Below are 23335 nucleotides of genomic sequence, written 5' to 3'. Positions count from 1 at the left end.
CCGGGCAAAAGCCCGCTTTTCAGACCTTGAGCGGATCGGGATGTACCCAGGGCCCGCGGTAGGCGCGCGTCAGCCTGGCCGTTGCTTCGGGGTCATTTTTGACCGTCCTCGTTTTCGGGTCGTAAACAAGCGGGCGACCCAAATCCATGGAAAGGTTGGCCAGGATACAGGAAGCGGTCGAGATATGTCCTTCCTCGATATCGGCAACCGGCCTGCCGCCGGACTGAATGGCATCCAGGAAGTTAAGCATATGCAGGCGGGTAGCCGGGGCCGCATTCAGCTCAATTCGCTCTTCTTTCAGGTCCTCCGGGTACATCTCCTTTTCATACACCACATCTTTGTGAATTTTCTCGCCTTTTCCCTGCGGGATAAAATCATACGCCATCGTACTGCCCCAGAGTGTTCCCTTGTCGCCGTACAAGGTAAAGGACCAGGGATAATCCGGGTTGGCCGGCGTGCCCCAGGTGCGGTGCTGCCAGACACAATTCAGGTCGTCGTATTCAAAAACCGCATTCTGGGTATCCGATATATTGGATTTCCCTTCTTTCTGAACATAGACCCCTCCTACTGAGCTGATACTTTTGGGCCAGCCCAACTTCAGCATCCACCTGACCGTATCGAACATGTGGACACACATATCGCCGGTGATGCCGTTTCCGTACTCCCGGAAGGTACGCCACCAACGGATGTGCGGCAGGCCGTCATAGGGGCGCAACGGAGCGGGCCCCGTCCACATTTCATAGTCAAAGTAGTCGGGTACCGGCTCTACAGGCGGGTTCCCGTTGGCCCGCATATGGTAGTAGCAGCACATTTCCACATGCGAAATTTTACCGAGGAGACCGGCGTCCACAATATTTTTTTTGGCGTCGATGAGGTGCGGTGTGCTCTTGCGCTGAGTACCTACCTGGACAACCTTGCCGTACTTCCTGGCGGCGGCCACCATCGCCTCCCCTTCCATTACGTCTACACTGATGGGCTTCTGAACGTACACGTGCGCCCCGGCCTTGACCGCGTCAATCGCCTGCAGGGCATGCCAGTGGTCCGGTGAGCCAATGATGACGATATCCAGCTTGTTTTCGGCAAGCAGCTTCCGGTAATCATTATAAAGCCGGGGCACTTTGCCGGATTTCTGGCGCTTGCTTACCAGTTGCCCGGCGGCATTCAGGATATTCCGGTCGGGGTCGCAAAGGGCCACCACGTCTACATCTGTGACCTGGATCAGTCTGAACAAATCACTTTTACCATACCAGCCGGTACCGATCAGCGCCACCCGGTAAGGTTTGGGCGGATGGATGAGGTCCATGCCGCGTGCGCCGAATGATGCCAATGCCAGAGATGCTGTGGCTCCCTGCAAGAATTTCCGCCTGTTGATATAGAATGCGCTCATGCTCGTTAATGTTGAAAGAATAGTAAATCGTACTCGTTACGTCCAAAAGAAAATTAATTGTCTTTTTTACTTTTTTTCATCGGTACCGGCGAGGGTACGAAATGGCATTATGTCCATTTCTTCCATTTAAAATAGGCATACAGCCCAATTGCGGTTACAATCATTACCGCCCAGACGATATAATAGCCGTTGGCAAGGTGGAGCTCCGGCATGTTGTCGAAATTCATGCCATATACACCGACCAGAAAAGTCAGGGGCATAAAAATGGCTGAAAACACGGTAAGGGTTTTCATGACCTGGTTCATCTTGTAGCTCATCGACGACAGATGGACATCCACAAGACTGGCCATAAGATCACGGTAAATTTCAATGGTTTCAATGACCTGGATAGCGTGGTCGTAAAGGTCCCTGAAATAGGGTTCCACTTCCGGTTTAACAAACCCTGATTCGTCCCGCATTAAGTCCAGCAACATTTCGCGCAACGGTAAAACACAGCGCCGCATGACGGTAAGATCCTGTTTGAGCCCATACAGATCGCCGAGCTTGTAATTGGCGCTGCCTTTCATGATCTCATCCTCGATACTTTCCAGTCTTTCTTCAAGCTTTTCCAGGACAAGGAAGTAGTGGTCGACAATAATATCGATAAGCGAAAACAGCAGGTAATCCAGCCCGTTCGAGCGGGTTTTGCCTACGGAGGTTTTCAATCGCCTTTCCACTTCCACGAAGGCATCTTCGCTGATTTCCTCCTGGAAGGAAAGCAGGACGCCGGGCTGGACCACGAAACAGATGTGCTCCACTTCCATCCCGGACTCGATTCCCGGCGCTTTTTTTCGCGGCCCCGATTCCGGAACCCGGTAACTGAGCGCCTTCAATACGATAAAAAGCGAGTTTTCCCCCAGCCATTCCATTTTAGGCTTTTGTATGGTATTGAGAATATCTTCCAACACCAGGGGATGAATTTTAAAGGTTTTGCCGAGATGCGCAATAATCGCGGCATTGTGAATCCCGTTGACGTCGAACCAGTTGACAGTGCCGGGATGTGAAAAAGAAAGGAAGTCCTCGATGTCCTTTTTCCCCGTCAATTGCTCTTCACGATAAAATTCCTTGTTGTATTGAATCCTGGTTACGATCGTATTCAGGTCTATGTCCGGCCCCACATAGGTTAACGTCCCCGGGGAGGTCAGCAAGTTCTGGTTCTTTCTGTGCTTTCGTTTTGCCATGGCAGGTGTGGGTCTTGAGGTGTGAGGTGTGAGGTGTGAGGTGTGAGGCGCCTCTCACAGCTCATAGCTCATACCTCACCCCTTCAATTAAATTTCATCGAATACAAATTTGCATCTTTCATTTCGATCTTCAACCTGACCGTCTTGCCGGCCAGGGCAGAAACGTCACGTTTGCCGCCCCAGTTGACGATCCGGCGAATTTCATTGCCGATTACCGGTTGACAGTCCTGCAGCCCGAAACCGCTTACCGGCTTACCGTCGGCCCCCAGGACCGCGATCCGTATGGCCCCGGCAGCCGAAGTCGAATAGTTGATTTCAAGCTCGGTCCCCGAGAAAACAAACGGCTTCGTAAGCACTGTGCCTCCATTGTAACCAGCTTCCAGGGAGGCAAAACCATCGATCCGCATGGAATACCGTTTGATGTGCGCAGTTGGCTGCGCATAGTCTTCATTTACGTAGACCGACATTTCTTCCGGCCCTGTCTCGACTACATTCAGCAGCGGATAGTTAGATCTTGAAACCCAGTTGCGCAGCCCGACGCCCGGGCGTATAAACGACTCCATAAAGGTCCGATCGTATACATTACTGCCCCTGCTGGTCATAAAAATGGCATCGGAACAATCCTTGTAGTATTTAGGGTTTACATTCAATGCCGCCGCCTGCGATTCACTGACCACCTGCCGGTCGGGCATAAAACGGGCCCCGATGGCCACATAAATCTGGGGAGCACGGTAATAGGCAGAGGTTTGCTGTGTATACAGGTGCTCCAGCGGCGTATTCCCGAAAGTCATCGGGGCAGTTGTGCTCCAACTGACAAAATCTTTGGAAGTTGCGCGGCTCACCGAGCGAAACCCTTTGTACCCGCCGTCCGACCAGGTTCTGAAATAACAAACGTATTGCTGTTCGCTCTCTGACCAGAAAACGACGTTCTGAGAGTCAAACATCCCATCCCGAATCACCGGTCCATCGCCAATTTTCTCCCAGTGAATTCCGTCAGCCGATCTGTAGGCAAGCAATCCGCTGGCGTCTGTACCGCCAACGGCCTTGTAACGCGCGTTGGCAGGGGCCTTGGGATTGGTATCCAGGAACGGGCTGAAGTTGTGCGTCGCCGGCGCCGCCGCTGCCAGCACCACATTGTTTTGTTTACTCCCGTTCAGCTCATAAAGGCCAAGATTCGGCTTCACCCAGTTTTTCCCGTCACCGGACTCCGCATAGCAGGTTACCTCGTTCGGGTTTCCATCTTTTCCGGCAACCGGCACGCCCCTGTAATACATCCTGAAAAGCGGGCCGTCTTTTATGACCGTTCCATAACCACAAAAGGCCCCCTCCCAGGGGCTGTCAAAACGCAGCACTTCGCCCTCAGCACGCGGGTGATGCAAAGTCAAGCGGACATGGTCCGCTTTTTCAATCAAGTAAGAGTCAACAAATAACTCCCGCTGATTGCCAATCCGCACAGGTTCATTCTGGGCAACTGAAAAGGAAAGGCCGGCCGGCCATAAAACGACTGCAAGATAAAACCAGGTAAAACGACTTGGGGCTTTCATTGGGTAGGTATGAGGTTTTAGGTATGAGGTTTGAGGGATTGCAGGCCCGGCACAATATAAGGTAAAAGTAACTTTGGAGTGCAATGGAAGGTGGAAATCAGAAGTCGGAAGTCAGAAATCGGAAGTCGGGAATTGGGAAACACTATCCGACCTGTACGGCCGCCCTCAAACCTCAAACCTCACCCCTCAAACCTATTTTCCAACGAAATGCCTATCTTTAAAGGCGTGCAGGTAGCTGCGCCGATTTTCATTTTGTCAAATTAAATACCAGACCGTTATGTCAAGGAAAATTTTGTTGCTTGCCGGCGATTATGTCGAAGATTATGAAGCGATGGTACCGTTTCAGGCCATGCTCTCAGTTGGGTTGAAGGTTGACAGCATTGCGCCGGACAGGAAAAAAGGCGATACGGTACCGACAGCCGTGCATGATTTTGTCGGAGATCAGACCTACAAGGAAACTCAGGGTCACAGGTTTGCCATTACCGCCGATTTCGACCAGGTAAACCCCGAAGATTACGACGGGCTGTACATTACCGGGGGCAGAGCGCCCGAGTATATCCGGCTTAATAAAAAAGTGCTGGACATAACCCGTCATTTCTTTGAAGCCAATAAACCGGTAGCCGCTATTTGCCACGGTATCCAGGTACTAACCGCCGCTAAGGTGTTATCGGGAAGAACTTTAACCGCCTATGTAGCCGTAGGACCGGACATAGAGCTGGCCGGTGGAACCTGGAAAAATGTCCCTGCAGACCAGGCGGTGGTGGACGGTATGCTTGTCACTTCTCCCGCCTGGCCCGGGCACCCGGCCATCCTGCGGGAGTTTTACAAGCTTTTGGGTGTGAGAATTGAGATGTGAGGTGTGAGGTGTGAGGGATGAGCCGTGAGGGCTGAGGAATGCTCCTTTTCCCCAGCTACTCTTAAACCCAATACCTCCCACCCAACACCTCATACCTTACACCTCACACCTCACACCTCATACCTAACACCTCATACCTTACACCTCATACCTAACACCTCATACCTAACCCCTCATAGCTCTCTACATGTTTCTTTCTGAATTTTCCCTTAAAAATGGCGCTGCTGTCCTGGTTTGGGCCGGGCTCACCTTTTCTTCTTTTTCTTCGTTTTCCCAAAAGCTGTCGGCAGGAACGCCCGAATCGGCGGGCATGAGCAGCGAAAGGCTGAAGCGGGTTGACCGCATCCTGCAGTCGTTTGTAGACGAGGAACGGGTAGCGGGAGCTATCGGCTTTGTGGCCCGTAACGGCAAGATCGTATACCATAAGTCTTTCGGCTACAATGACCTGGAGGCCCGTACCCCGCTTTCGAAAGACGCCATCGTACGTATTGCCTCCCAGACTAAGGCCATTACCAGCGCCGCAATTATGCTGCTGTATGAGGAAGGGCATTTTTTGCTGGACGACCCGGTTTCCAGGTACCTTCCCTCGTTTGCCCATCCAAAGGTCCTGGAGACTTTCAATCCCGGTGATTCTACCTACACCGCCCGGCCGGCAAAAAGAGAAATCACAATCCGCGATTTGCTGACCCATACTTCCGGGATAGGTTATGCGGTAATCGGTACAAAAGAGGCCAATGCCATTTACGCCAAGCACAACATACCGGTAGGTTTGGAAGGGCCGTCGGCCAGTCTTAAAGAGGTGATGGAGCGCCTTGGTGGACTCCCGCTCTTCCATGAACCTGGTACCAGGTACCTCTACGGGCTCAATTCGGATGTATTGGGGTACCTGGTCGAGGTGATCAGCGGGAAAACACTGGCCGACTTCTTCCGGGAAAGGCTCTTTAAACCCCTGGGAATGGACGACACCTATTTCAACTTACCTTTGCAGAAACAGGAGCGGCTGGCCGTTTTGTATACGGAAAATGCCGACCGGAAAACCGTGAAGGTATCCGACCACGGAAGCCCGCTGGCCAAAGACGGTAAAATGCTTGAAAACTATCCCCGGTCAAACGGAACCTATTTTTCAGGTGGCGCCGGCCTGTCTTCCACGGCTTATGATTATGCTATGTTCCTGCAGATGCTCCTCAACCGCGGGCGTTACAACGGTCACCAGATCATGAGCCCCACTACCGTTAAAATGTTTACTGCCAACCAGATCGGCCACCTGACTGAAGGTAAAAACAATTTTAGCCTGGGTTTTGGAATTACCACCGAAGCACAGGCATTGAAACTGCCGATGGCCGCCGGCACCTTTGATTGGGGCGGCGCCTTCGGCACACAATACTGGGTAGACCCGGTTGAAGGAATTGTAGGCGTGGTCATTACCCAAAAGCAGCCCAGCTCCTGGGGCGGCGAGCTATCGGGAAAGTTCAAGGCCGCTGTTTACCAGGCGATCACGCAATCGAACCAGCCGCATTAAACGAGCGGATCCGATTTTTACTGTTAAAATGCCTTCGCCGGCGGTCTATGCTTTCAACCATTGGTCAAACCAGGCGAAGGCATCTTTTTGCATCTGGCGGTCGAACTTGTGACGTCCGTCGTAAAAGCCGCTTTTATACCGGTCGGCAGCGCCCGCTTTTTTGAAAACATCGGCCAGCACCTTGTCGGCAATCTTCATTTCAGGAAGCGTATACAACTCATCCTGGTTGTTGTTGAGCACCATCGTCGGAAGCGGTACGCGCAGGCCAAGGATCTCGGGAAATTCGAGGTAATTGGGAAGCAGGGGCGTATAGGTCATCCAGGTATGCGTAAAAGACTTGTTCAGGGCGAAATCCTTCCAGGTCGACATAAACCCTACACAAACCGCACATTTTATTCTTTCGTCCAGCCCTGCGAGGTAGACCGTTCTGAGGCCGCCGCCGGATAATCCGCCGCAGCCGAGTTTACCGGCGTCCACGTCCGGTCGCGCGGCCAGGATATTCAACGCGATCTGGTCTTCGCTGAGGAATACGCCCGGCCAGGTAGTGCCGGCGCAAAAAAGTGATTTGGCCATAACGTTTTCATGGTACCCGGCCCAGGTATTGTACTTTTCGATGTTCTCCGGCAGCTCCGGGTCTGCATCCGATTTATCGGAGGTCTTCAGCTCTCCCCAGGGTATCGGGGACATGTCTTCATAAAACACGCGCCGGCTGCCGAAAGTAAAGGCATCGTGCACCAACACCACATAGCCCTTTTTTGCGATTTCATTGGCCCATGCGAGGCCATCGTAATCTTCCTTCTGGTGCTCCGCGATCATCGGGTGCTGCTCGTCGGAGGTTTTTGTAATCTTCCGGATTCCGAAATATTTTTTGCCGCCGTGATCGTGCAAAGCCAGTATGCCGGGCAGTTTTCCTGTTGCATGCTCCGGCTTCAGCACAAGCGCGCTTGTAGGTCTGCCATAGGGCAATTGCCAGGAGACCTCTTCGATCAATAACCCGTCATACCGGTATTCCTTACCTTTTCTGACTATCGGAACCAGGTCTGCGCCCGGCGCCGCAATTAGCTTGAGCGTCTCGGTGCGGGCTTCTTTTTTCCATTGAGCGAGGTTTTGCCGGTCCGGGTTCCTGAACGAAAGCGCGGGGAGGCTCGTCTGCCTGGCGACGGCCCAGGGGCCGTAATTGCCGATAATACTTTTTTCTGGTAACATAACAGGGTTAGGTTCGGGATAATTACCGGTTGAATAAGGGAAATTCAACACGGGAAAGGTCAGCGCAAGCGCAGCGGATTTCCGCAAAAAAGCCCTTCTGTCAGAAGGGAGGGAAGCATCATGCAGGTCATCCATAACTTGGGTTGGATAAATGTTGCGTTAAGATAGAAAAAGGCCGGCAAATTACCTTTTGCCGGCCCTCAATTTACTATCATCGGCGCGTTACCCGCTTGTTTTCAGGAATTACGCCAGTGCCGACACCGAAGCCCCATCAATTGAAATGAGCGATGCGGAAGCCTCGTCCAGGTAATAATGGCAGCTGGGGTGCTGCTGCAGAATGCTCGCGGGGAACAGGTTGCTCACTTCCTGCGTGAGGCTGTTTTTTACGGCCTCAGCCTTTCTCTCGTCCGGAACCGAGCAGATAATGTGTTTTGACTTCATAATCTGCCTGATCGACATGCTGATGGCTTGCTCCGGTACTTCCTGTAGCGAGCCAAACCAGCCTTCATTCAATTGCTGCATGCGGCAGGGACCGTCCAGGTCCACCGTCAGGTACGGCTCCTCCGTGTCAAAATTTGCGGGCGGATCGTTAAAAGCCAGGTGCCCGTTCTCACCAATACCTACGAGCGCCACGTCAATCGGGTGAGCAGTAATGAGGTCGCCCAGCTTTTTACGCTCGGCCGCTACATCGCCCTCGCCGCTGATCAGGTATGCGGCCTCAAGCGGCGGAAGCATCTCCAGGAAGCGTTCTTTCAGGTATTTCCTGAAGCTGGCCGGATGGGTTACAGGCAGACCTATATATTCATCCAGGTGAAACATCGTCACTTTTGACCAATCAATTCCCTCTTCCGCTACGAGCTGTTTAAGCGTTTCAAACTGGCTGGTACCGGTTGCCACGATCAGGTTGGCATGTCCTTTTTCTGCAATTGCGCTGCGTAAAAGATCGGCTGCATGCACGCCTGCTGCGCGGCCCAGCTCCTGCGCATTTTCAAAAACTGAAATACTCATTGTCTATGTTATCTGTTACATCAAAAAAGTTTATGAAAATCGCCGGAGGATTAACCCACAATAACAATTTCAGTGTTACCGCCCGTCGACATTGAAATATCCACCGGTTTATTGCTTTTCCAGGAACCGCCGGTAAAATCCGGAAAGTCGATGGAATTTGAACGGTTGGCAATCGACCATTCGCTAAGCGGTATGGTAGCGCTCCAGGCTGCCGCGTCATATACATCCATTTCCAGCGGCAAGCCATTCCTGAGACAGTCGATCATGCGCCAGTCCATCAGGAAATCCATTCCGCCGTGGCCACCTACTTTTTTGGCGAGCTCCCCGATCCGTTTCACGATAGGCGGTTCATATTGTTTCTCCAGCGCTTTGAATTCTTCTTCTTTCAGCCACTCATGCCCCTTGGCTACCCGCCCGGGCAGCGGGTATTGCTGTGCCACTCCTTCGGTGCCACTCACCAGGTGAATACGCGAGTACGGGCGCGGGCTGGTGACATCATGCTGTACCATCAGGGTCTTGCCTTTTTTGGTCCTGATGGTGGTCGTATTCATATTTCCCCGGTAAGACTTGCCGCCAAACTCCTTATAGTGCGGGTCGGAAGCTGCAAGTTTGTCGGCGCGCGGTTTCAGCATGAAATCGTTGCTTGACATGGAAACGAGGTAATCATACTGGTCGCCCCGGTTGATGTCCAGGACCTGGCTGATGGGGCCAAGCCCGTGCATGGGGTACAAATTGGCATTGCGTAAGTTGGCCCGCAGCCGCCACAGGTCGTACCGTTTGCTCTGGTCAAAAAGTGAATCGAACAGGTCGTGGATATAAGCGCCTTCCACGTGCAGGACCTCGCCGAAATACTTCTGGCGGGCCATATTGAGCGTCAGCAGTTCAAAGAAGCCATAGCAGCAGTTTTCAAGCATCATACAGTGCTTTTTGGTGCGCTCCGAAGTCTCCACCAGGCTCCAGCATTCTTCAAGCGTGAGCGCCGCAGGGATTTCCACCGCCACGTGCTTGCCTTTTTCCATTGCATACAGGGCCATAGGGGCGTGCAGGTACCAGGGCGTACAGATGTATACCAGGTCAATGTCATCACGGTCTACGGCCTTCTTCCACGCTTCGTCACTGCCGGTATAGACTTCCGGTTTATGCCGGGTTTTGTCAAAAAACTTTTTCGCCCGGTCCAGCTTTTCAGGCACCACATCGGCAATGGCCCTGATGTCTGTGTTGGCAATGTTGACCATCCGCTGAATGGCACCATACCCCCGGTTTCCGAGGCCGAGGTAGGCAATTTTAACGGTATCAATTTTCGGGGCGGCATAGCCGGTCATATTAAAGGTCTGCTTATGTACCTTTTTTGACAAGTCATAAGTATTGGTAAAATGAGACGAAGCATGCGCGCCGGTAGTTCCTTTCGCACAGGCGCTCCATCCGTTCAGCGCCAGACCGCCCAAACCGGCCGCTTTTAAAAACTCTCGTTTATTCATAGTTATTTACAGATAAGGTGTTTAAGATGAATAGCAACGTCGGAACTCCCTGAAGAAACAGGGACTATTTCGGCAATTCTACAAAAATAAACCTGTATCAAAGCGAGTTCCGTCACGAATAATACTGGTAACGTTCTCGAAACGGGCCGGTTCAGGCGGCCTGGAGAAAGCTAACATTAGAACCTGCATTTTATTAGCTTTGCATAGTTAGCGTCATTCCGACACTATTAAAGCGTCAAAATTCAAATTCACCAACCTAAAGTTCCTTTATGAAGACATGGATTACTGCATTCCTGTTAATTTTTTCCGCCATAAGTGGTTTTGCGCAGGAATATTATGAGCTAAAGAAGTACACCCTCAGCAATGAAGCACAGGAAAAACGATTGGACGACTACCTGAAGAACGCTTACCTTCCGGCTGCAAAAAAAGCCGGGATTCAGGCCATAGGTGTGTTCAAGCCGGTGGCAAGCGATAAGGAGAATTTCGGAAAAGTTGTTTTTGTACTCACGCCTTACCCTAACCTGGGTTTATTTGAGAAACTTCCGTCACTGCTTGAAAAAAATGCCGAATATCGCGAGAAAGGCAAAGACTACCTGGAAGCTGCGCACGACAATGCGCCTTATAAGCGAATCGAGGGTACGCTCATGCGTTCGTTTTCGGGCTCTCCCCGTCACAAGAAGCCGAACCTGAAATCCCCGGCCCCGGAGCGTGTATATGAATTGCGCAGCTACGAGGGGCCGACCGAAAGGCGGTACCTCAACAAAGTCGCCATGTTTAACAAGGGCGGCGAAATTCCTATTTTCAACCGGCTGGGATTCAATCCCATGTTTTATGGAGAGGTGTTGGCAGGAAAAGATCAGCCCAATATGATCTACATGACCACCTTCGAAAACATGAAATCAAGAGATGAGCATTGGGAAGCTTTCCGGACGGATGCTGAATGGGGGAAGCTGAAAGCAGACCCTAATTATCAGAACAACGTTTCGGGGCGATGGACCTTTCTCCTTTTCCCGACCGATTATTCCGACCTTTAAGACCCGGTCTTAAAGGGTATCGTACCCTACTTCTACCAGGTACAAACCATGTGGCGGCGCCTGCGGGCCCGCCATTTTTCTGTTCTTTGCCAGGATCAGCGCTTCGAAATCCGCAACGCTCCGTTTCTCCTCCCCGACCTGCAGCAAAGTCCCAACCAGGGCCCGTACCATCCCGCGCAGAAAACGATTGGATTTAACATGGAATTGCAGCACCCGCGGATCCTCATTTTCCCAATAGGCCTCCGTGATGGTGCATTCGAAATGGTTGACATCGGTATGAATCTTGCTGAAACTCTCAAAGTCCCGGTGGCGGAGCAACAGGGCCGCTGCTTCATTCATGCGGGACAGGTCGACGGGCTTCCGGTAATAATAGGCGCCATATGGCGAAAACGGGTCTTTCCTGCGCGTGATCCGGTAGCAATAACGGCGGTGCGTGGCGTCGAACCTTGAGTGAAAATTTGCGTTTACCGGGATTACCCTTTCCACTGCAATGTCAAAGGGCAGCATCCCGTTCAACCGGAAAGCCAGGTCCTCAGGATTCGCAATAGCTCCCTCCACGTCAAAATGTGCAAATTGCTGGCGCGCGTGAACGCCTGTGTCGGTCCTGCTGCTGCCGGTTAACCGGATCGGCTCACGAAGCAGAACGGAGAGCTTTTCTTCCAGCACCTGCTGAACGGTAATCCCGTTGTCCTGGATCTGCCACCCGCAATAGGCGGTACCGTTATAAGCGTGTTCTATAAAGTAACGCATTTGATAAGTATAGAGGCCGGCTTTCGCCTAAAAATCAACCCGCGTATAGTCCTTGGGTTCTACGTGAACCAGGACATTCCCGATGTTAGGGATCTTCTCTTTGAGCGTATCCGACAGCGTATGGGCCAGGAAATGGCCTTCCGAGACAGTCAGCTCGCCATCTACGATCGCGTGCAGGTCTACATAAAAAAACATACCGGACTTACGCACATAGCATTTTTCGGTACCGAGCACGCCTGGAACCGTATCGGCGACCAGCCTTATTTCATCGACAAGGTCATCATATACCTGTTCATCCATTAATTCCCCCAGGGCAGGCCGGAAAATCCGGTAGCAATTGTACAAAATAGCGACTGCTGCCAGTAAAGCCGCCCAGTCGTCGGCGGCCTCCCAGCCCTCTCCCATCACATTGGCTATTGCAATGCCGGCAAATGCGGCAACAGAAGTGATGGCATCGCTCCGGTGGTGCCAGGCATCGGCCTTGAGCGCGGAGCTGTGCGTTTCTTTTCCCCTTCGCATTACCCACTGGTAAGAGATTTCTTTCCAGCCAATGATAATTCCCAGGATCCAAAGCGTCCAGGAAGCCGGGAGCTCGTGCGGCGTTCCTATGTTCTGAACCGCTTCGTGCGCGATGATCGCCGCCGAAACCACCAGGAAAGCCACTACCGCGAACGTAACCAGAGGTTCAATCCGGCCGTGGCCATAGGGATGGTTGTCGTCGGCATCCCGGTGTGCATACTTCAGCCCCAGTAACACCAGGACTGAAGAAAACACATCCGAAGTAGACTCAATTGCGTCGGCGATCAAGGCAAATGAATTGCCGAGTACGCCGGTTATGCCTTTCGCAAGGGCAAGCCCAAAACTACCCGCAATGCTGAAATAAACGGTTTGTATCGCGGTCTTTTTTTGAGACATCGTACCTGTTCCGATTTATTGCTCCATCCACTTCCGGGCATTCACAAATGCTTCCATCCATGGGGTCACTTCATCATTTCGGTCTGCCGGGTAGTGGGCCCAGTGCCACTGGAACAAGGAACGTTCAATATGCGGCATGATTACCACGTGGCGCCCGGTTTTGTCGCTCAGCACGGCGGTATTGTAATCCGAGCCGTTCGGGCTTGCCGGGTAAGCATCGTAACCGTATTTCCCGAGAATCCGATATTCACTCTCGGCGTAAGGCAGGTAGAATTTACCCTCGCCATGCGATACCCAAACCCCCAGGGTTGCCCCCGCCAGGGAAGAGAACATTACGCTGTCGTTGGGTTGAACCGCAATGGAGGTAAAAATACTTTCGTGCTTGTGGCTGTCGTTGTGGAGCATCTTCGGATGCTGCTCATGTTCCGGGTAAATCAGCCCCAGCTCGACAAACAGCTGACAGCCGTTACATATGCCGACCGAAAGCGTATCCTCGCGCCGGAAGAAATTGGTAATGGCAGTCCGGGCTTTTTCGTTGTATTTGAAAGCACCGGCCCATCCTTTCGCAGAGCCCAGCACGTCGGAATTCGAGAAACCACCTACCGCGCCGATGAACCTGACATCTTCAAGGGTTTCACGGCCTGAAACAAGGTCCGTCATGTGAATGTCCTTCACGTCGAAACCTGCCAGGTAAAGGGCATTGGCCAGCTCTCTCTCTGAATTGCTTCCTTTTTCCCGGATAATGGCCGCTTTGGGCCGGGGCTGATTGCCGGCAGCCGGCATCTTACCCGTAAAGCCTGCAGGGAAACGGTATTGAAGCGGCTGCACTTTGTAGTGATCGTAACGCGCTTTGGCAAGCTTTTCCCCGGTCTGGTGAATATCAAGCAGGTAGGAAGTCCTGAACCAGGTATCCCGCAAATCGGGTATGTTCAACGTCAGTTGGGTATCGTAGTGCCTGATGGTCATCTGATCGGCTGCTACAACATTCCCGATTTTGTGGAATGCAATTCCCTTTTCGGAAAGCAGCGCCTCGACTTCGGCCGGGGCCTGGATGATGACACCGATATTCTCGGCAAACAGTGTTTTGACCAGGTCACTTTCGCCTAATGAGGTTAGATCAAGCCGCGCGCCCAGGTTTACATCTGCAAATGTCATTTCCAGCAGGGAGGTGATCAGACCACCGCTGCCTACGTCGTGACCGGCCCGGACAAGCCCCTTGCCGACCAGTTCCTGCAGGGTGTTGAAAGCCAGTTTGAATTGCTCTGCGTTCTGTATGTCTGGCGCTTCGGTGCCTATCGCGTTCAGTACCTGGGCCAGTGACGAACCGCCCAGCTTGAAGCTGTCACCTGACAGGTTCAGGTAATAAATGGATCCACCGTCCTTTTTAAGCACCGGTTCAACGACTTTCCGGATATCGGCACAATGGCCGGCAGCCGAAATGATAACGGTTCCGGGTGCAATCACCTCCTTGTCCTTATACTTTTGCTTCATCGACAGGGAATCTTTTCCGGTAGGAATATTGATCCCGAGCGCAATAGCGAAATCCGAGCAGGCTTCTACCGCGTTGTACAGGCGGGCGTCCTCACCGGGGTTGCGGCATGGCCACATCCAGTTTGCCGATAGCGAAACACTTTTCAGGCCGTTTTCCAGCGGCGCCCAAACCAGGTTCGTCAGTGCCTCCCCGATCGCGTTGCGGCTGCCGGCTCTTTCGTCGATCAAAGCGGCCAGCGGGGAATGACCGACCGAAGTGGCAATCCCGTCTTTACCGTTAAAATCCAGCGCCATTACACCGCAGTTATTCAGCGGCAATTGAAGCGGGCCGGCACATTGCTGTTTGGCAACTCGTCCGCCCACGCAGCGGTCTACCTTATTGGTGAGCCAGTCTTTCGAAGCTACCGCCTCCAGTTGAAGCACCTGCCGGAGATAGCTTTCCACGCGGGCGGCGTCATAAGCAAGGGGCCGGTACGCCGCTTCTACCGAGCGGTCGTCCATAATCGTTTTGGGAGAGCTTCCGAACATATCGGCCAGCGCAAAATCCATCGGCTTGGCCCCGGTCGTCTCCGATTCAATTGTGAAACGATGGTCGCTGGTTACTTCTCCTACTACGAACATGGGGGCGCGTTCACGCTCGGCCAGTTCCCGGAGGGTGTCCAGGTGCTCTTTGCCGATCACGAGCCCCATTCTTTCCTGGGATTCGTTACCGATGATTTCCTTGGCCGAAAGCGTTGGATCGCCAACCGGGAGTTTATCAAGATCAATATGCCCGCCAGAGCTTTCCACCAGCTCAGAAAGGCAGTTGAGATGCCCCCCGGCGCCGTGGTCGTGGATGGAGACGATGGGGTTTTCCTCATTTTCTACGAGGCCCCGGATCGCATTGGCTACCCTTTTTTGCATTTCCGGGTTGGATCGCTGGATGGCGTTAAGCTCAATCCCCGAACCGAACGAGCCGGTATTGGCCGAAGAAACGGCCGCGCCGCCCATCCCGATCCGGTAGTTGTCACCGCCCAGGATTACCACCTGGTCGCCGGGCTGAGGCTCTCTTTTCTTAGATTGTTCGAGCTTGCCATAGCCAATCCCCCCAGCCTGCATAATAACTTTATCATAGCCCAGCCGGCGGCCGTTTTCTTCATGCTCAAAGGTAAGTACCGACCCGGCGATGAGCGGCTGCCCGAATTTATTACCAAAATCGGAAGCCCCGTTCGAGGCCTTGATCAGGATATCGATGGGAGTTTGATACAACCACTCCCGTTCTTCCATGCCGTCTTCCCACTCCCGCCCTGCTTCGAGGCGCGAATAGGCCGTCATGTAAACGGCGGTCCCGGCCAGCGGAAGCGAACCCTGCCCGCCGGCAAGGCGGTCCCTGATCTCACCGCCCGAACCCGTGGCAGCACCATTAAACGGTTCTACCGTGGTGGGAAAATTATGAGTCTCGGCCTTAAGTGAAATAACTGAATCAAACGGTTTTGTCTCGTAGTAGTCGGCCACATTCGCTTTTTTGGGTGCGAACTGCTCTACTTTCGGTCCTTTTAGAAAGGCGACGTTGTCTTTGTAAGCCGATACAATGTCGTTCGGATTGGCCTGCGAGGTTTTTTTGATCAGTTTGAAAAGCGAATCTGTCTTTTCCTCGCCATCAATTACGAAAGTCCCGTTGAATATCTTATGACGGCAGTGCTCCGAGTTTACCTGTGAAAACCCGAACACCTCCGAATCGGTCAGTTTTCTGCCCAGTTTTACGACGAGCTCATTCAGGTAGTCAACTTCCTCCCGGCTCAAAGCGAGCCCTTCCTGTTCGTTGTAGGCACCGATATCCTCAATTTCCAAAATGGGTGAGGGCTGAATGTCTACCGTAAATATCGACTGGCTCAGCGATTCAAATTTCTGGTGGAGCATGGGGTCAAAATCCCGGAAGGTCTCCTCTACCTTTTCAAACTGCTCGATACGGAGAATATGCCCAATACCCATATTCCGGGTAATGTCGACTGCATTAGTACTCCAGGGGGTAATCATGGTAGCCCGGGGGCCAACAAAAAAGCCATCCAGGCTTTCAGCTTCAATCCGGAAGGCTTCTCCGAAAAGCCAGTTGAGCTTCTCGATGTCTTCATCGGTTAAACGCTGATCGGATTGTACGGCAAAAACTGAAGCGGATTTGTTTTCAAAAAAGTAAATCATGGTAGCGATTAATGACTATGCAAATATAACTCCTTTTTCAGCCTTAACCTGCTAAAAAGGGGATAAGTATCAGCGTCGCGGTAGCAAAACTCGTTTCAGGTTTGTATCTTTTCAGTCGGCAATCATCAACCCGATCCAAAAGCCGTCGGCGGCTAAACAATCCTGGTGATTAGAAAAGAGAAGGATAGCCACTTTAAGCAGGTATCCGATGTGGTAGCGGGCGCGTTCCCGGAAATTAGTGGCCGGCCATAGCCGGCACTTACGGGATTTTCCGGCCGTTGGATGTATAAGGGAGATTGCGGTTTGCACGTTTTTGCCTTTCTTGATCGTTAACGAATTAGAATCCAGACCTAAGCAAAATGAGCCTTCACACAGAAATACCTTTTCAAAACGGCTTCGCCGAAGTAAACGGCCTGCGGATGTACTATGAGCTGTACGGAGAAGGGGAACCGCTCGTGCTGCTTCATGGCGGCGCATCGACGATCCAGACCTCTTTCGGGCGGGTGATCCCGTTCCTGGCTCAAAAACGCAGGCTCATTTGCATGGAGCTGCAGGCACACGGCAGAACCGGCGATCGCGACGCCCCGATTTCCTTTCAACAGGATGCCGACGATGTGGCTGCGCTGCTTGTGAAGCTGGGCATTCAACAGGCAGACCTCCTGGGCTTCAGCAATGGCGGTATGACGGCCCTGCAACTTGCGATTCGCCATCCGCGCTTTTGCAACCGGGTGATTGCCGCCTCGGTGCTGTTAAAACGGAACGGCGCACCCGATCTGTTTTGGGAATTTATGCGCAACGGCACCTTTAACGACATGCCGCAAATTTACAAGGAAGCTTTCCTGGCACTCACCCCCGATCCGGAGAAACTCATGCGCCTGTACCGGAAGTGCTCGGACCGGATGGTGTATCTGGAAGATTTCCCCGATGAACAGCTTCAGAAAATAAAATCACCGGTATTGTTTATCAATGCGGTACAGGACGTGGGGTCAAGAGAACACATGGAAGCGATGGTCCGGCTTGTCCCTGGCAGCAGCCTGGTAGTACTGCCGGGTGGGCACGGCGGTTACCTGGGCGAAGCCACCGGGCCTGCCATCCCCGACGGAGAGATGCCGTCGGCTCTTCCGATCATTGACCAATTTTTGAGCAGCCGGGACAGCCAGGCCGGATAAACCCGCTCATCGTTAACTTTAGGGACCAGGCCCGCTACCTGCGTTTACCAAACTCGAAACTGACTATGGATAACTCCGAAAAACACCACCAGCGCATAGCCAATATGACTTTTTCGTCCGTTTACCCCCATTATGTTGATAAAGTCGAAAAGAAAGGGCGGACAAAGGAAGAGCTTACCGAAGTAATCACCTGGCTGACCGGGTTCGACGATAAACAAATTCAAAGCCTGATCGAGGAAAAAGCCACTTTCGAAACTTTTTTCCAACGGGCGAAGCTCAACTCCAACGCGCACCTTATCACGGGCGTTATCTGTGGTTACCGGGTGGAGGAAATTGAAAACCCGCTTACACAGAAAGCGAGGTATCTGGACAAGCTCGTGGATGAGCTGGCAAAAGGCAGGAAGATGGAAAAAATTCTGAGGACCTGACAGGCCGGGCCAACCTTAAAGAGCGCGACTCGCTCCTGCTTTTACGACACAAAACACCTATATGAGGATTTTCCGTATACCGTGGAAACATCAAACGGCCCTGCTACAGGCAGGCGCCATCTTCCTGTTGATCCTTTCGGCTCCGGGTTCCTATGCCCAGACTACCAGGTGGACGCCGACTTTCGACCAGTTTAAAATCGTACCCAACTACAATTTTCCAGACCATCACATCAGGACTTTACGGGACTACCTGTTTTTCGGTTTCAGCAGAATTTCAAAAGAAAGCGGCATTGTCTATTTTCGTGTAAACGGGAAGGGACAGGTCGATTCTATCCGGATTGACGGCTTTTTTAAGCCCGAAATCCAGAATTGGCTAAGAAATAACATAGAAAGTACGAACGGGAAATGGACCTTGCCCCAAGGCACGAAAGAATCGGATTTCTGTTGGTTTACCGCCTTCTTTTCCAACCGGAAAATACCCGTCAGGACAACGCTCTCTATTTTTTACCCGGTTGGAAATTTTTCCGTGGCCATAAAAAAGCTGCATCAGGCTCTCCTGAACCAATCGGAATACTTCGAGGCCGAGCAGCGCCGACTAAACCACCGCCAGCACCTGGTTCATACCGACGCCGGCGTTATCGTAAACCCGCTGGTCTACCCGGAAGAAATGTCTTATAAATAACCTTTCAGATTCAGGCACGCCGTTATACCACGCTGTAAATTTTTACATCGGGCCTTCCCTTCAGATAAGGCTGCAGGGAAACCAGCAACGGCCCGATCCCTACCGATCCTGTTCATTTGGAAGCGCCTGCATTTCCAGCGCTTTTCCGTTCGCGTCATAATACATTTCCTTTCCGTCCACCTGTGCTGAATAATAGGTATTATCTCCTACCTTGATTTCATATGGCGAAGTCACGTTTTTTCCGGTCAGCGCGCTCTGAACGGCAGAAGGCAGACCGTTCATGGTGGTGCCGGTTCGCGCTTCGATTATTCTGCCGTCCCGGCCATATAGAACCGCTTTGTTTTTGCCATCCTGCATGAATGAACTTCTATACACGTCGTTGTTATATTCCCATCGCGCGTCCTGAACACCCGAATAATCGGTACCGAAACTGGATTGGATATTTTGAGGAACCGTGTTCATTTCTACTGAGCTATAGGTTCCCTGGCCCATGTAGGGAAATCGTAAAGCCCGGCTGTCCTGGGCCGGTGGAACCGGGGCCGAGGGAGCGGCCGGTGGCGTTACCTGTGCAACAGCTCCGACAACCCAACCGGTCATCAGTGCTGTCAATAAAATAGTGCGTTTCATAACGATCTGATTTAATTTGTTAATCCTGACCGACAAAAATACCTTGCCAAACTCCTGTTAATCAAACCCATAAATAACCCAAAAACACTATACGTACGCTACCGGAACCTGTCCCGCCGACGGAAAGAGGGATTGTGACCGGGCTTCCACTGCACGACCACCCTGTCGCTTCAAAAAGGTAACTGAGGTATACGGCGCAAAAAGTACCACAGCCTGTTTCACCCGGCACGACATACCTCTCATTCACCTTTATATTTTGCCGAAACCCACCCAAAAGGCGTCAACGGGCTAAATCCGAAAGATTTCAAACCATTCATGCCGCCTCTTAGCCGCAACGGTACGGCTTTTGTTGGTACCTCTACCTAAACGTTATGGCCCAGATGTATAACAAGGAAGAAAATACCAGCCGGCAGCCCTGGTGGGAAACCGGGGTCATCTACCAGGTTTACCCCCGGTCATTCCAGGACACCAACCAAGATGGCGTAGGCGACCTGAATGGTGTTATCCAAAGACTCGATTACCTCAAATGGATGCAGGTGGATTGTATCTGGCTTTCACCGGTATTCCGCTCACCCATGGCTGATTTCGGCTACGACATTTCAGACTACACGGGTATAGACCCGCTCTTCGGGTCTATCGACGATTTTGACCGGCTGATCAGTGAAGTCCACAGGAGAGACATGAAACTCATTCTCGACCTGGTACCTAACCATACTTCCGATCAGCACCCCTGGTTCCGGGAATCCCGCAAAGACTTGCACAACCGGAAAAGAAACTGGTACATCTGGCAGGATGGAGGCCCCGACCATACCCCACCCAATAACTGGAAAAGTGTTTTCGGGGGGCCCGCCTGGGAATACGACTCCGCCACCGGCCAATTCTATTACCATGCATTCCTGAAAGAACAGCCTGACCTTAACTGGCGGAACCCCGAGGTGTGGCAGGCCATTCTGGATGTAATGAGATTCTGGCTTGAAAAACATGTGGACGGGTTCAGAGTAGATGTAATGTGGCACATGGTAAAAGACGAGCTGCTGCGAAATAATCCGTCGCAGCCCGGGACAGACCCGGCCAGCGATTTTTACGACGATTACCTGCCGGTCTACTCCACCGACCAGCCCGAAGTTCATGAAATCGTACGGGCCATGCGGGAACTGCTTGAAAGCTATGGTCAGAAAGTACTCATTGGTGAGATTTACCTGCCGGTAAGCAAATTGATTCATTACTACGGAAAAGATAATAAAGGAGCGCACCTCCCCTTTAACTTTCAATTGCTGACTGCAGAATGGAAGGCTGAGCAGATATCCGCGATCATTAACGAATATGAAGGTGCGCTCCCCGAAGGCGGCTGGCCGAATTGGGTCCTGGGCAACCACGACCAGCGCAGAATTGCAACAAGGATAGGCCTTCCGCAAGCCCGGGTAGCTGCCATGCTGCTGCTGACCCTGAGAGGTACGCCGACCCTGTACTATGGTGAAGAAATCGGCATGACCGACGTGGCGATTCCCCGGTCGGAAATTGTAGACCCGCAGGGCCTGGGATTCCCCGACCTGTATGCCAGCCGCGACCCGGGCCGCACGCCCATGCAGTGGGACAGCTCACCGTACGCCGGTTTTTCCCAAACAAAAGCCTGGCTGCGGCTGGCTCACAACTATAATGAGGTCAACGTGGCCAACCAACAGCACGCACCTGCTTCCATGCTGAATCTTTACCGGAAATTAATCGATTTGCGAAAAAATGAGCCGGCATTCACCAGGGGCGCTTACACACCGCTTTACACCGACCAGCAGGTGCTCGCCTATGTAAGGGCAGCTCCGGAAGGTGACAAGTTCATGGTGGTACTCAACCTGACTGCCGGTCCGGCACGTTTCGACCCGCCCCACCAGCAATGGCACGGAGAAGTTGTGATCAATACCCTCCCGGGCCGGGAAGGATTACCGACATCAGGCCCTATCTTGTTAAATGGCGACGAGGGCCTGATTATCCGCCTGGAGCCCGGAGCCGGCCAACCGGAGGATCCTGCTTCCACGGAGGGGCTCGCCACTACAGGTTCTACTCCGCCGAGGATCAGGTAATAGCCTGCATGATCAGGCCATCTCTCCCCACAAGGCGTCGACCAATGCCTGCCATTGTACGCCGGAGAGGCCCGAGGCCGCGAGGTTCCCCACTACCGCATTCCTCATTTTGTCAGCCAGATTGGTTGTATGCTCCGTGTTCGCGCTAAGGTTGCGGTCATAGATGGCACAGGTAACGCTCAGATCATCCCGGTATACCACCATGGTGCTGGTAGATTGCGGGTTATAGAAGTGGGCGACCTCACTTTTTTTCTTTTCAGGGTTCGCGGCAGGCCGTACCCTGAAAGCCACGTACTCCAGGTCTTCCCTCGCATCTTCTTCCATTTCCTCTATCAATGCCCAGTCAAAACCCTCTCCTTCGAAGGTCCCCGGGCCGGGAATATCGATTCTTATCCTGAGCCCTTTCGCCGCTTTTCCCGATACTTTCTCGCCATTTTCATCTACGAGCTGAAAGTCAGCCAGGGCTTCATTCGTATAGGCGCCCCACTCGTTCACGTTCAACAGTCGCTCCCTGGCTTTTAGATAAGCCATATTCGCTGCGTCGGTATCGGCAAAAGTCTTTGTACTTCGGGCGCTGAGCATCCTGCCAACAAACTGTTCCGGCAATATTTCGGGCTGAAAACCGAACCATTTTTCTGTGAAGCTTTCCATAGGTTTCATAATATTTGCGTTGATTTTGAGCTGATGTTTATAGCAAATTCTTTCGTTTTTTGGCGATCGGAACGCGGCATAACGTGTGCGTTCCGAAGCTTTAGCGATCGTACAGTGCCGCGTATTCTCTGAGTACCCCCGCATGCCGGGCGGTAAGCTGACCCTTTTTCAGGCGCCATACCCAATTCTGACTGCTAACCGAACCGGGGCGGTTCATCCTGGCGTTTTCATCAAGCCCCAGCAGGTCCTGTACGGGAATAATGACTGCCCCCGCCACTGAAGCGTAAAGTAGCCTGATGAGCTTGAAAGGCAGGTTTTCCTCGTTCACGTTTTGCCCCAGATAGGCGTTCACCCGCCGGCGTCCGCCCGCGCTCAGTTCGTGGCGGTACCACCCTCTTACAGTATTGTTGTCGTGCGTGCCGGTGTAAGAAAAAAAATCGGCGGTATAGTGGTGAGGGATAAACCCGGAAACCGGCATATCCCTTCCGAAGGCGAACTGAAGCACCTTCATCCCCGGCAGCGCCCATCGTTTCCGCAATCGACAGACGTCATCAGTCAAATCTCCAAGATCTTCGGCAATGAATGGCAAATGTCCCAGCCTGCGTTTCATGGCCTTGAAAAAACCTGAGCCGGGCCCCCGCCGCCAGGTTCCACCTGCGGCAGTTTCTGCTTTTGCCGGAATTTCCCAGTAGGAAGAAAATGCCCTGAAATGATCCAGGCGGATGCATAATCAACATTTCCCGGGGCCCTTTCGTATTCTTTCAAATCCCCGTTTGTCAGCCATCCTTCCTCCCGCATCAGATCGGGACTGATCAACAAGCTGTTGCCGGCCATACCGGACAAAGCAGCGTAGGGAGAATGGGACTGGCCGCCATCGGTAGGCCCAACGGGAAGTACCTGCCAGATTCGCTGGCGGGCCGCATGCAAAAAATCAATAAAGCGGTAGGCTTCAGGACCGAGATCCCCAATGCAATACGGCGAGGGTAGACTGGTTACAGGCAAAAGGAGTCCTCCATACCGGCGGTGTTCGTTTTTCCAGGCAGAAAAGTCCGTCTGCCTCTCTTCCAGGCGCTTGTCCTCCGGTTTAGGTGTGTAAGTCATGGCTTCTGTCTCTTCC

General features: G+C 52.5%; 20 protein-coding genes. 7 read left to right on the top strand and 13 right to left on the bottom strand.

Features of this window, described 5'->3' with window-relative positions; all coding sequences use genetic code 11:
- Nucleotides 1-19: 19 nt before the first annotated feature.
- The 3 genes from ABD852_RS02285 to ABD852_RS02275 all read right to left on the bottom strand — a co-directional run bounded on the left by ABD852_RS02285 (nucleotide 20) and on the right by ABD852_RS02275 (nucleotide 4151).
- On the bottom strand, nucleotides 20-1387 hold the full coding sequence (locus ABD852_RS02285; RefSeq protein WP_345026385.1) for a Gfo/Idh/MocA family protein: 1368 nt from the start codon (nucleotides 1385-1387) through the stop codon (nucleotides 20-22).
- A 107-nt stretch (nucleotides 1388-1494) separates the two neighbouring features.
- Nucleotides 1495-2607: a magnesium/cobalt transporter CorA gene (corA, locus tag ABD852_RS02280; RefSeq protein WP_345026384.1), complete on the bottom strand. Its 1113-nt coding sequence runs from the start codon at nucleotides 2605-2607 to the stop codon at nucleotides 1495-1497.
- 83 nt (nucleotides 2608-2690) lie between these two features.
- Complete coding sequence (locus ABD852_RS02275) at nucleotides 2691-4151, bottom strand: glycoside hydrolase family protein (RefSeq protein WP_345026383.1); 1461 nt, start codon at nucleotides 4149-4151, stop codon at nucleotides 2691-2693.
- Nucleotides 4152-4428: 277 nt separating this feature from the next.
- Here ABD852_RS02275 and ABD852_RS02270 point away from each other — a divergent pair, with 277 nt between their 5' ends.
- Entirely contained in the window at nucleotides 4429-5007 is a 579-nt protein-coding gene (locus ABD852_RS02270) for a DJ-1/PfpI family protein (protein WP_345026382.1), read from the top strand.
- A 187-nt stretch (nucleotides 5008-5194) separates the two neighbouring features.
- Complete coding sequence (locus ABD852_RS02265; RefSeq protein ID WP_345026381.1) at nucleotides 5195-6526, top strand: serine hydrolase domain-containing protein; 1332 nt, start codon at nucleotides 5195-5197, stop codon at nucleotides 6524-6526.
- A 45-nt stretch (nucleotides 6527-6571) separates the two neighbouring features.
- Here the strand turns inward: ABD852_RS02265 and ABD852_RS02260 are convergent, their stop codons facing one another.
- From ABD852_RS02260 to ABD852_RS02250, 3 genes are all read right to left on the bottom strand, one after another.
- A complete protein-coding gene (locus tag ABD852_RS02260; protein WP_345026380.1) occupies nucleotides 6572-7732 on the bottom strand; it encodes a hypothetical protein in 1161 nt (386 codons plus the stop codon).
- A gap of 243 nt (nucleotides 7733-7975) precedes the next feature.
- On the bottom strand, nucleotides 7976-8740 hold the full coding sequence (locus ABD852_RS02255; protein ID WP_345026379.1) for a glucosamine-6-phosphate deaminase: 765 nt from the start codon (nucleotides 8738-8740) through the stop codon (nucleotides 7976-7978).
- Between the two features lie 50 nt (nucleotides 8741-8790).
- A complete protein-coding gene (locus ABD852_RS02250; RefSeq protein WP_345026378.1) occupies nucleotides 8791-10218 on the bottom strand; it encodes a Gfo/Idh/MocA family protein in 1428 nt (475 codons plus the stop codon).
- A gap of 269 nt (nucleotides 10219-10487) precedes the next feature.
- Here ABD852_RS02250 and ABD852_RS02245 point away from each other — a divergent pair, with 269 nt between their 5' ends.
- Nucleotides 10488-11252: an NIPSNAP family protein gene (locus ABD852_RS02245; RefSeq protein WP_345026377.1), complete on the top strand. Its 765-nt coding sequence runs from the start codon at nucleotides 10488-10490 to the stop codon at nucleotides 11250-11252.
- Between the two features lie 9 nt (nucleotides 11253-11261).
- Here the strand turns inward: ABD852_RS02245 and truA are convergent, their stop codons facing one another.
- The 3 genes from truA to purL are packed head-to-tail and all read right to left on the bottom strand — an operon-like array spanning nucleotide 11262 to nucleotide 16586.
- Nucleotides 11262-12002, bottom strand: a complete 741-nt coding sequence (gene truA, locus ABD852_RS02240; RefSeq protein WP_345026376.1) for a tRNA pseudouridine(38-40) synthase TruA — start codon at nucleotides 12000-12002, stop codon at nucleotides 11262-11264.
- Between the two features lie 27 nt (nucleotides 12003-12029).
- Nucleotides 12030-12917: a cation diffusion facilitator family transporter gene (locus ABD852_RS02235; protein WP_345026375.1), complete on the bottom strand. Its 888-nt coding sequence runs from the start codon at nucleotides 12915-12917 to the stop codon at nucleotides 12030-12032.
- A 15-nt stretch (nucleotides 12918-12932) separates the two neighbouring features.
- Nucleotides 12933-16586, bottom strand: a complete 3654-nt coding sequence (purL, locus tag ABD852_RS02230) for a phosphoribosylformylglycinamidine synthase (RefSeq protein ID WP_345026374.1) — start codon at nucleotides 16584-16586, stop codon at nucleotides 12933-12935.
- Nucleotides 16587-16945: 359 nt separating this feature from the next.
- Between purL and ABD852_RS02225 the strand changes: the two genes are divergently transcribed.
- The 3 genes from ABD852_RS02225 to ABD852_RS02215 all read left to right on the top strand — a co-directional run bounded on the left by ABD852_RS02225 (nucleotide 16946) and on the right by ABD852_RS02215 (nucleotide 18865).
- On the top strand, nucleotides 16946-17755 hold the full coding sequence (locus ABD852_RS02225) for an alpha/beta fold hydrolase (RefSeq protein ID WP_345026373.1): 810 nt from the start codon (nucleotides 16946-16948) through the stop codon (nucleotides 17753-17755).
- Nucleotides 17756-17820: 65 nt separating this feature from the next.
- Nucleotides 17821-18183 (top strand): DUF2200 domain-containing protein, encoded by a 363-nt coding sequence (locus ABD852_RS02220; RefSeq protein WP_345026372.1) that lies wholly within the window; start codon nucleotides 17821-17823, stop codon nucleotides 18181-18183.
- Between the two features lie 61 nt (nucleotides 18184-18244).
- Nucleotides 18245-18865: a hypothetical protein gene (locus tag ABD852_RS02215; protein ID WP_345026371.1), complete on the top strand. Its 621-nt coding sequence runs from the start codon at nucleotides 18245-18247 to the stop codon at nucleotides 18863-18865.
- Between the two features lie 99 nt (nucleotides 18866-18964).
- On the opposite strand, the gene ABD852_RS02210 is transcribed toward ABD852_RS02215, so the two are convergent.
- Nucleotides 18965-19492, bottom strand: coding sequence for a hypothetical protein (locus ABD852_RS02210; RefSeq protein ID WP_345026370.1), 528 nt, complete (start codon nucleotides 19490-19492; stop codon nucleotides 18965-18967).
- Between the two features lie 371 nt (nucleotides 19493-19863).
- Here ABD852_RS02210 and ABD852_RS02205 point away from each other — a divergent pair, with 371 nt between their 5' ends.
- Nucleotides 19864-21567 (top strand): alpha-amylase family glycosyl hydrolase, encoded by a 1704-nt coding sequence (locus ABD852_RS02205; RefSeq protein ID WP_345026369.1) that lies wholly within the window; start codon nucleotides 19864-19866, stop codon nucleotides 21565-21567.
- Between the two features lie 12 nt (nucleotides 21568-21579).
- On the opposite strand, the gene ABD852_RS02200 is transcribed toward ABD852_RS02205, so the two are convergent.
- The 3 genes from ABD852_RS02200 to ABD852_RS02190 form a co-directional block, all read right to left on the bottom strand.
- Nucleotides 21580-22227 carry a hypothetical protein gene (locus ABD852_RS02200; protein WP_345026368.1) on the bottom strand — a complete coding sequence of 216 codons (648 nt, stop codon included), beginning with the start codon at nucleotides 22225-22227 and terminating at the stop codon, nucleotides 21580-21582.
- A 91-nt stretch (nucleotides 22228-22318) separates the two neighbouring features.
- The gene (locus tag ABD852_RS02195) at nucleotides 22319-22900 is read right to left on the bottom strand and encodes a 4-alpha-glucanotransferase (protein WP_345026578.1); all 582 of its coding nucleotides are present in this window, start codon (nucleotides 22898-22900) and stop codon (nucleotides 22319-22321) included.
- Nucleotides 22825-23319 carry a 4-alpha-glucanotransferase gene (locus tag ABD852_RS02190; RefSeq protein WP_345026367.1) on the bottom strand — a complete coding sequence of 165 codons (495 nt, stop codon included), beginning with the start codon at nucleotides 23317-23319 and terminating at the stop codon, nucleotides 22825-22827. The genes ABD852_RS02195 and ABD852_RS02190 overlap by 76 nt, the downstream gene beginning before the upstream one ends.
- Nucleotides 23320-23335: the final 16 nt, after the last annotated feature.

This window comes from Ravibacter arvi (assembly GCF_039540405.1).
Lineage (GTDB): Bacteria > Bacteroidota > Bacteroidia > Cytophagales > Spirosomataceae > Ravibacter > Ravibacter arvi.
Note: the sequence above shows the minus strand (reverse complement) of the source record. Positions and strands in the feature narration are given on the sequence as shown.

Bases quoted from the DNA above. Each gene is read 5' to 3' on its own strand.
- ABD852_RS02285 (WP_345026385.1), bottom strand. From the start codon at position 1,387: ATGAGCGCATTCTATATCAACAGGCGGAAATTCTTGCAGGGAGCCACA.
- corA (WP_345026384.1), bottom strand. From the start codon at position 2,607: ATGGCAAAACGAAAGCACAGAAAGAACCAGAACTTGCTGACCTCCCCG.
- ABD852_RS02275 (WP_345026383.1), bottom strand. From the start codon at position 4,151: ATGAAAGCCCCAAGTCGTTTTACCTGGTTTTATCTTGCAGTCGTTTTA.
- ABD852_RS02270 (WP_345026382.1), top strand. From the start codon at position 4,429: ATGTCAAGGAAAATTTTGTTGCTTGCCGGCGATTATGTCGAAGATTAT.
- ABD852_RS02265 (WP_345026381.1), top strand. From the start codon at position 5,195: ATGTTTCTTTCTGAATTTTCCCTTAAAAATGGCGCTGCTGTCCTGGTT.
- ABD852_RS02260 (WP_345026380.1), bottom strand. From the start codon at position 7,732: ATGTTACCAGAAAAAAGTATTATCGGCAATTACGGCCCCTGGGCCGTC.
- ABD852_RS02255 (WP_345026379.1), bottom strand. From the start codon at position 8,740: ATGAGTATTTCAGTTTTTGAAAATGCGCAGGAGCTGGGCCGCGCAGCA.
- ABD852_RS02250 (WP_345026378.1), bottom strand. From the start codon at position 10,218: ATGAATAAACGAGAGTTTTTAAAAGCGGCCGGTTTGGGCGGTCTGGCG.
- ABD852_RS02245 (WP_345026377.1), top strand. From the start codon at position 10,488: ATGAAGACATGGATTACTGCATTCCTGTTAATTTTTTCCGCCATAAGT.
- truA (WP_345026376.1), bottom strand. From the start codon at position 12,002: ATGCGTTACTTTATAGAACACGCTTATAACGGTACCGCCTATTGCGGG.
- ABD852_RS02235 (WP_345026375.1), bottom strand. From the start codon at position 12,917: ATGTCTCAAAAAAAGACCGCGATACAAACCGTTTATTTCAGCATTGCG.
- purL (WP_345026374.1), bottom strand. From the start codon at position 16,586: ATGATTTACTTTTTTGAAAACAAATCCGCTTCAGTTTTTGCCGTACAA.
- ABD852_RS02225 (WP_345026373.1), top strand. From the start codon at position 16,946: ATGAGCCTTCACACAGAAATACCTTTTCAAAACGGCTTCGCCGAAGTA.
- ABD852_RS02220 (WP_345026372.1), top strand. From the start codon at position 17,821: ATGGATAACTCCGAAAAACACCACCAGCGCATAGCCAATATGACTTTT.
- ABD852_RS02215 (WP_345026371.1), top strand. From the start codon at position 18,245: ATGAGGATTTTCCGTATACCGTGGAAACATCAAACGGCCCTGCTACAG.
- ABD852_RS02210 (WP_345026370.1), bottom strand. From the start codon at position 19,492: ATGAAACGCACTATTTTATTGACAGCACTGATGACCGGTTGGGTTGTC.
- ABD852_RS02205 (WP_345026369.1), top strand. From the start codon at position 19,864: ATGGCCCAGATGTATAACAAGGAAGAAAATACCAGCCGGCAGCCCTGG.
- ABD852_RS02200 (WP_345026368.1), bottom strand. From the start codon at position 22,227: ATGAAACCTATGGAAAGCTTCACAGAAAAATGGTTCGGTTTTCAGCCC.
- ABD852_RS02190 (WP_345026367.1), bottom strand. From the start codon at position 23,319: ATGACTTACACACCTAAACCGGAGGACAAGCGCCTGGAAGAGAGGCAG.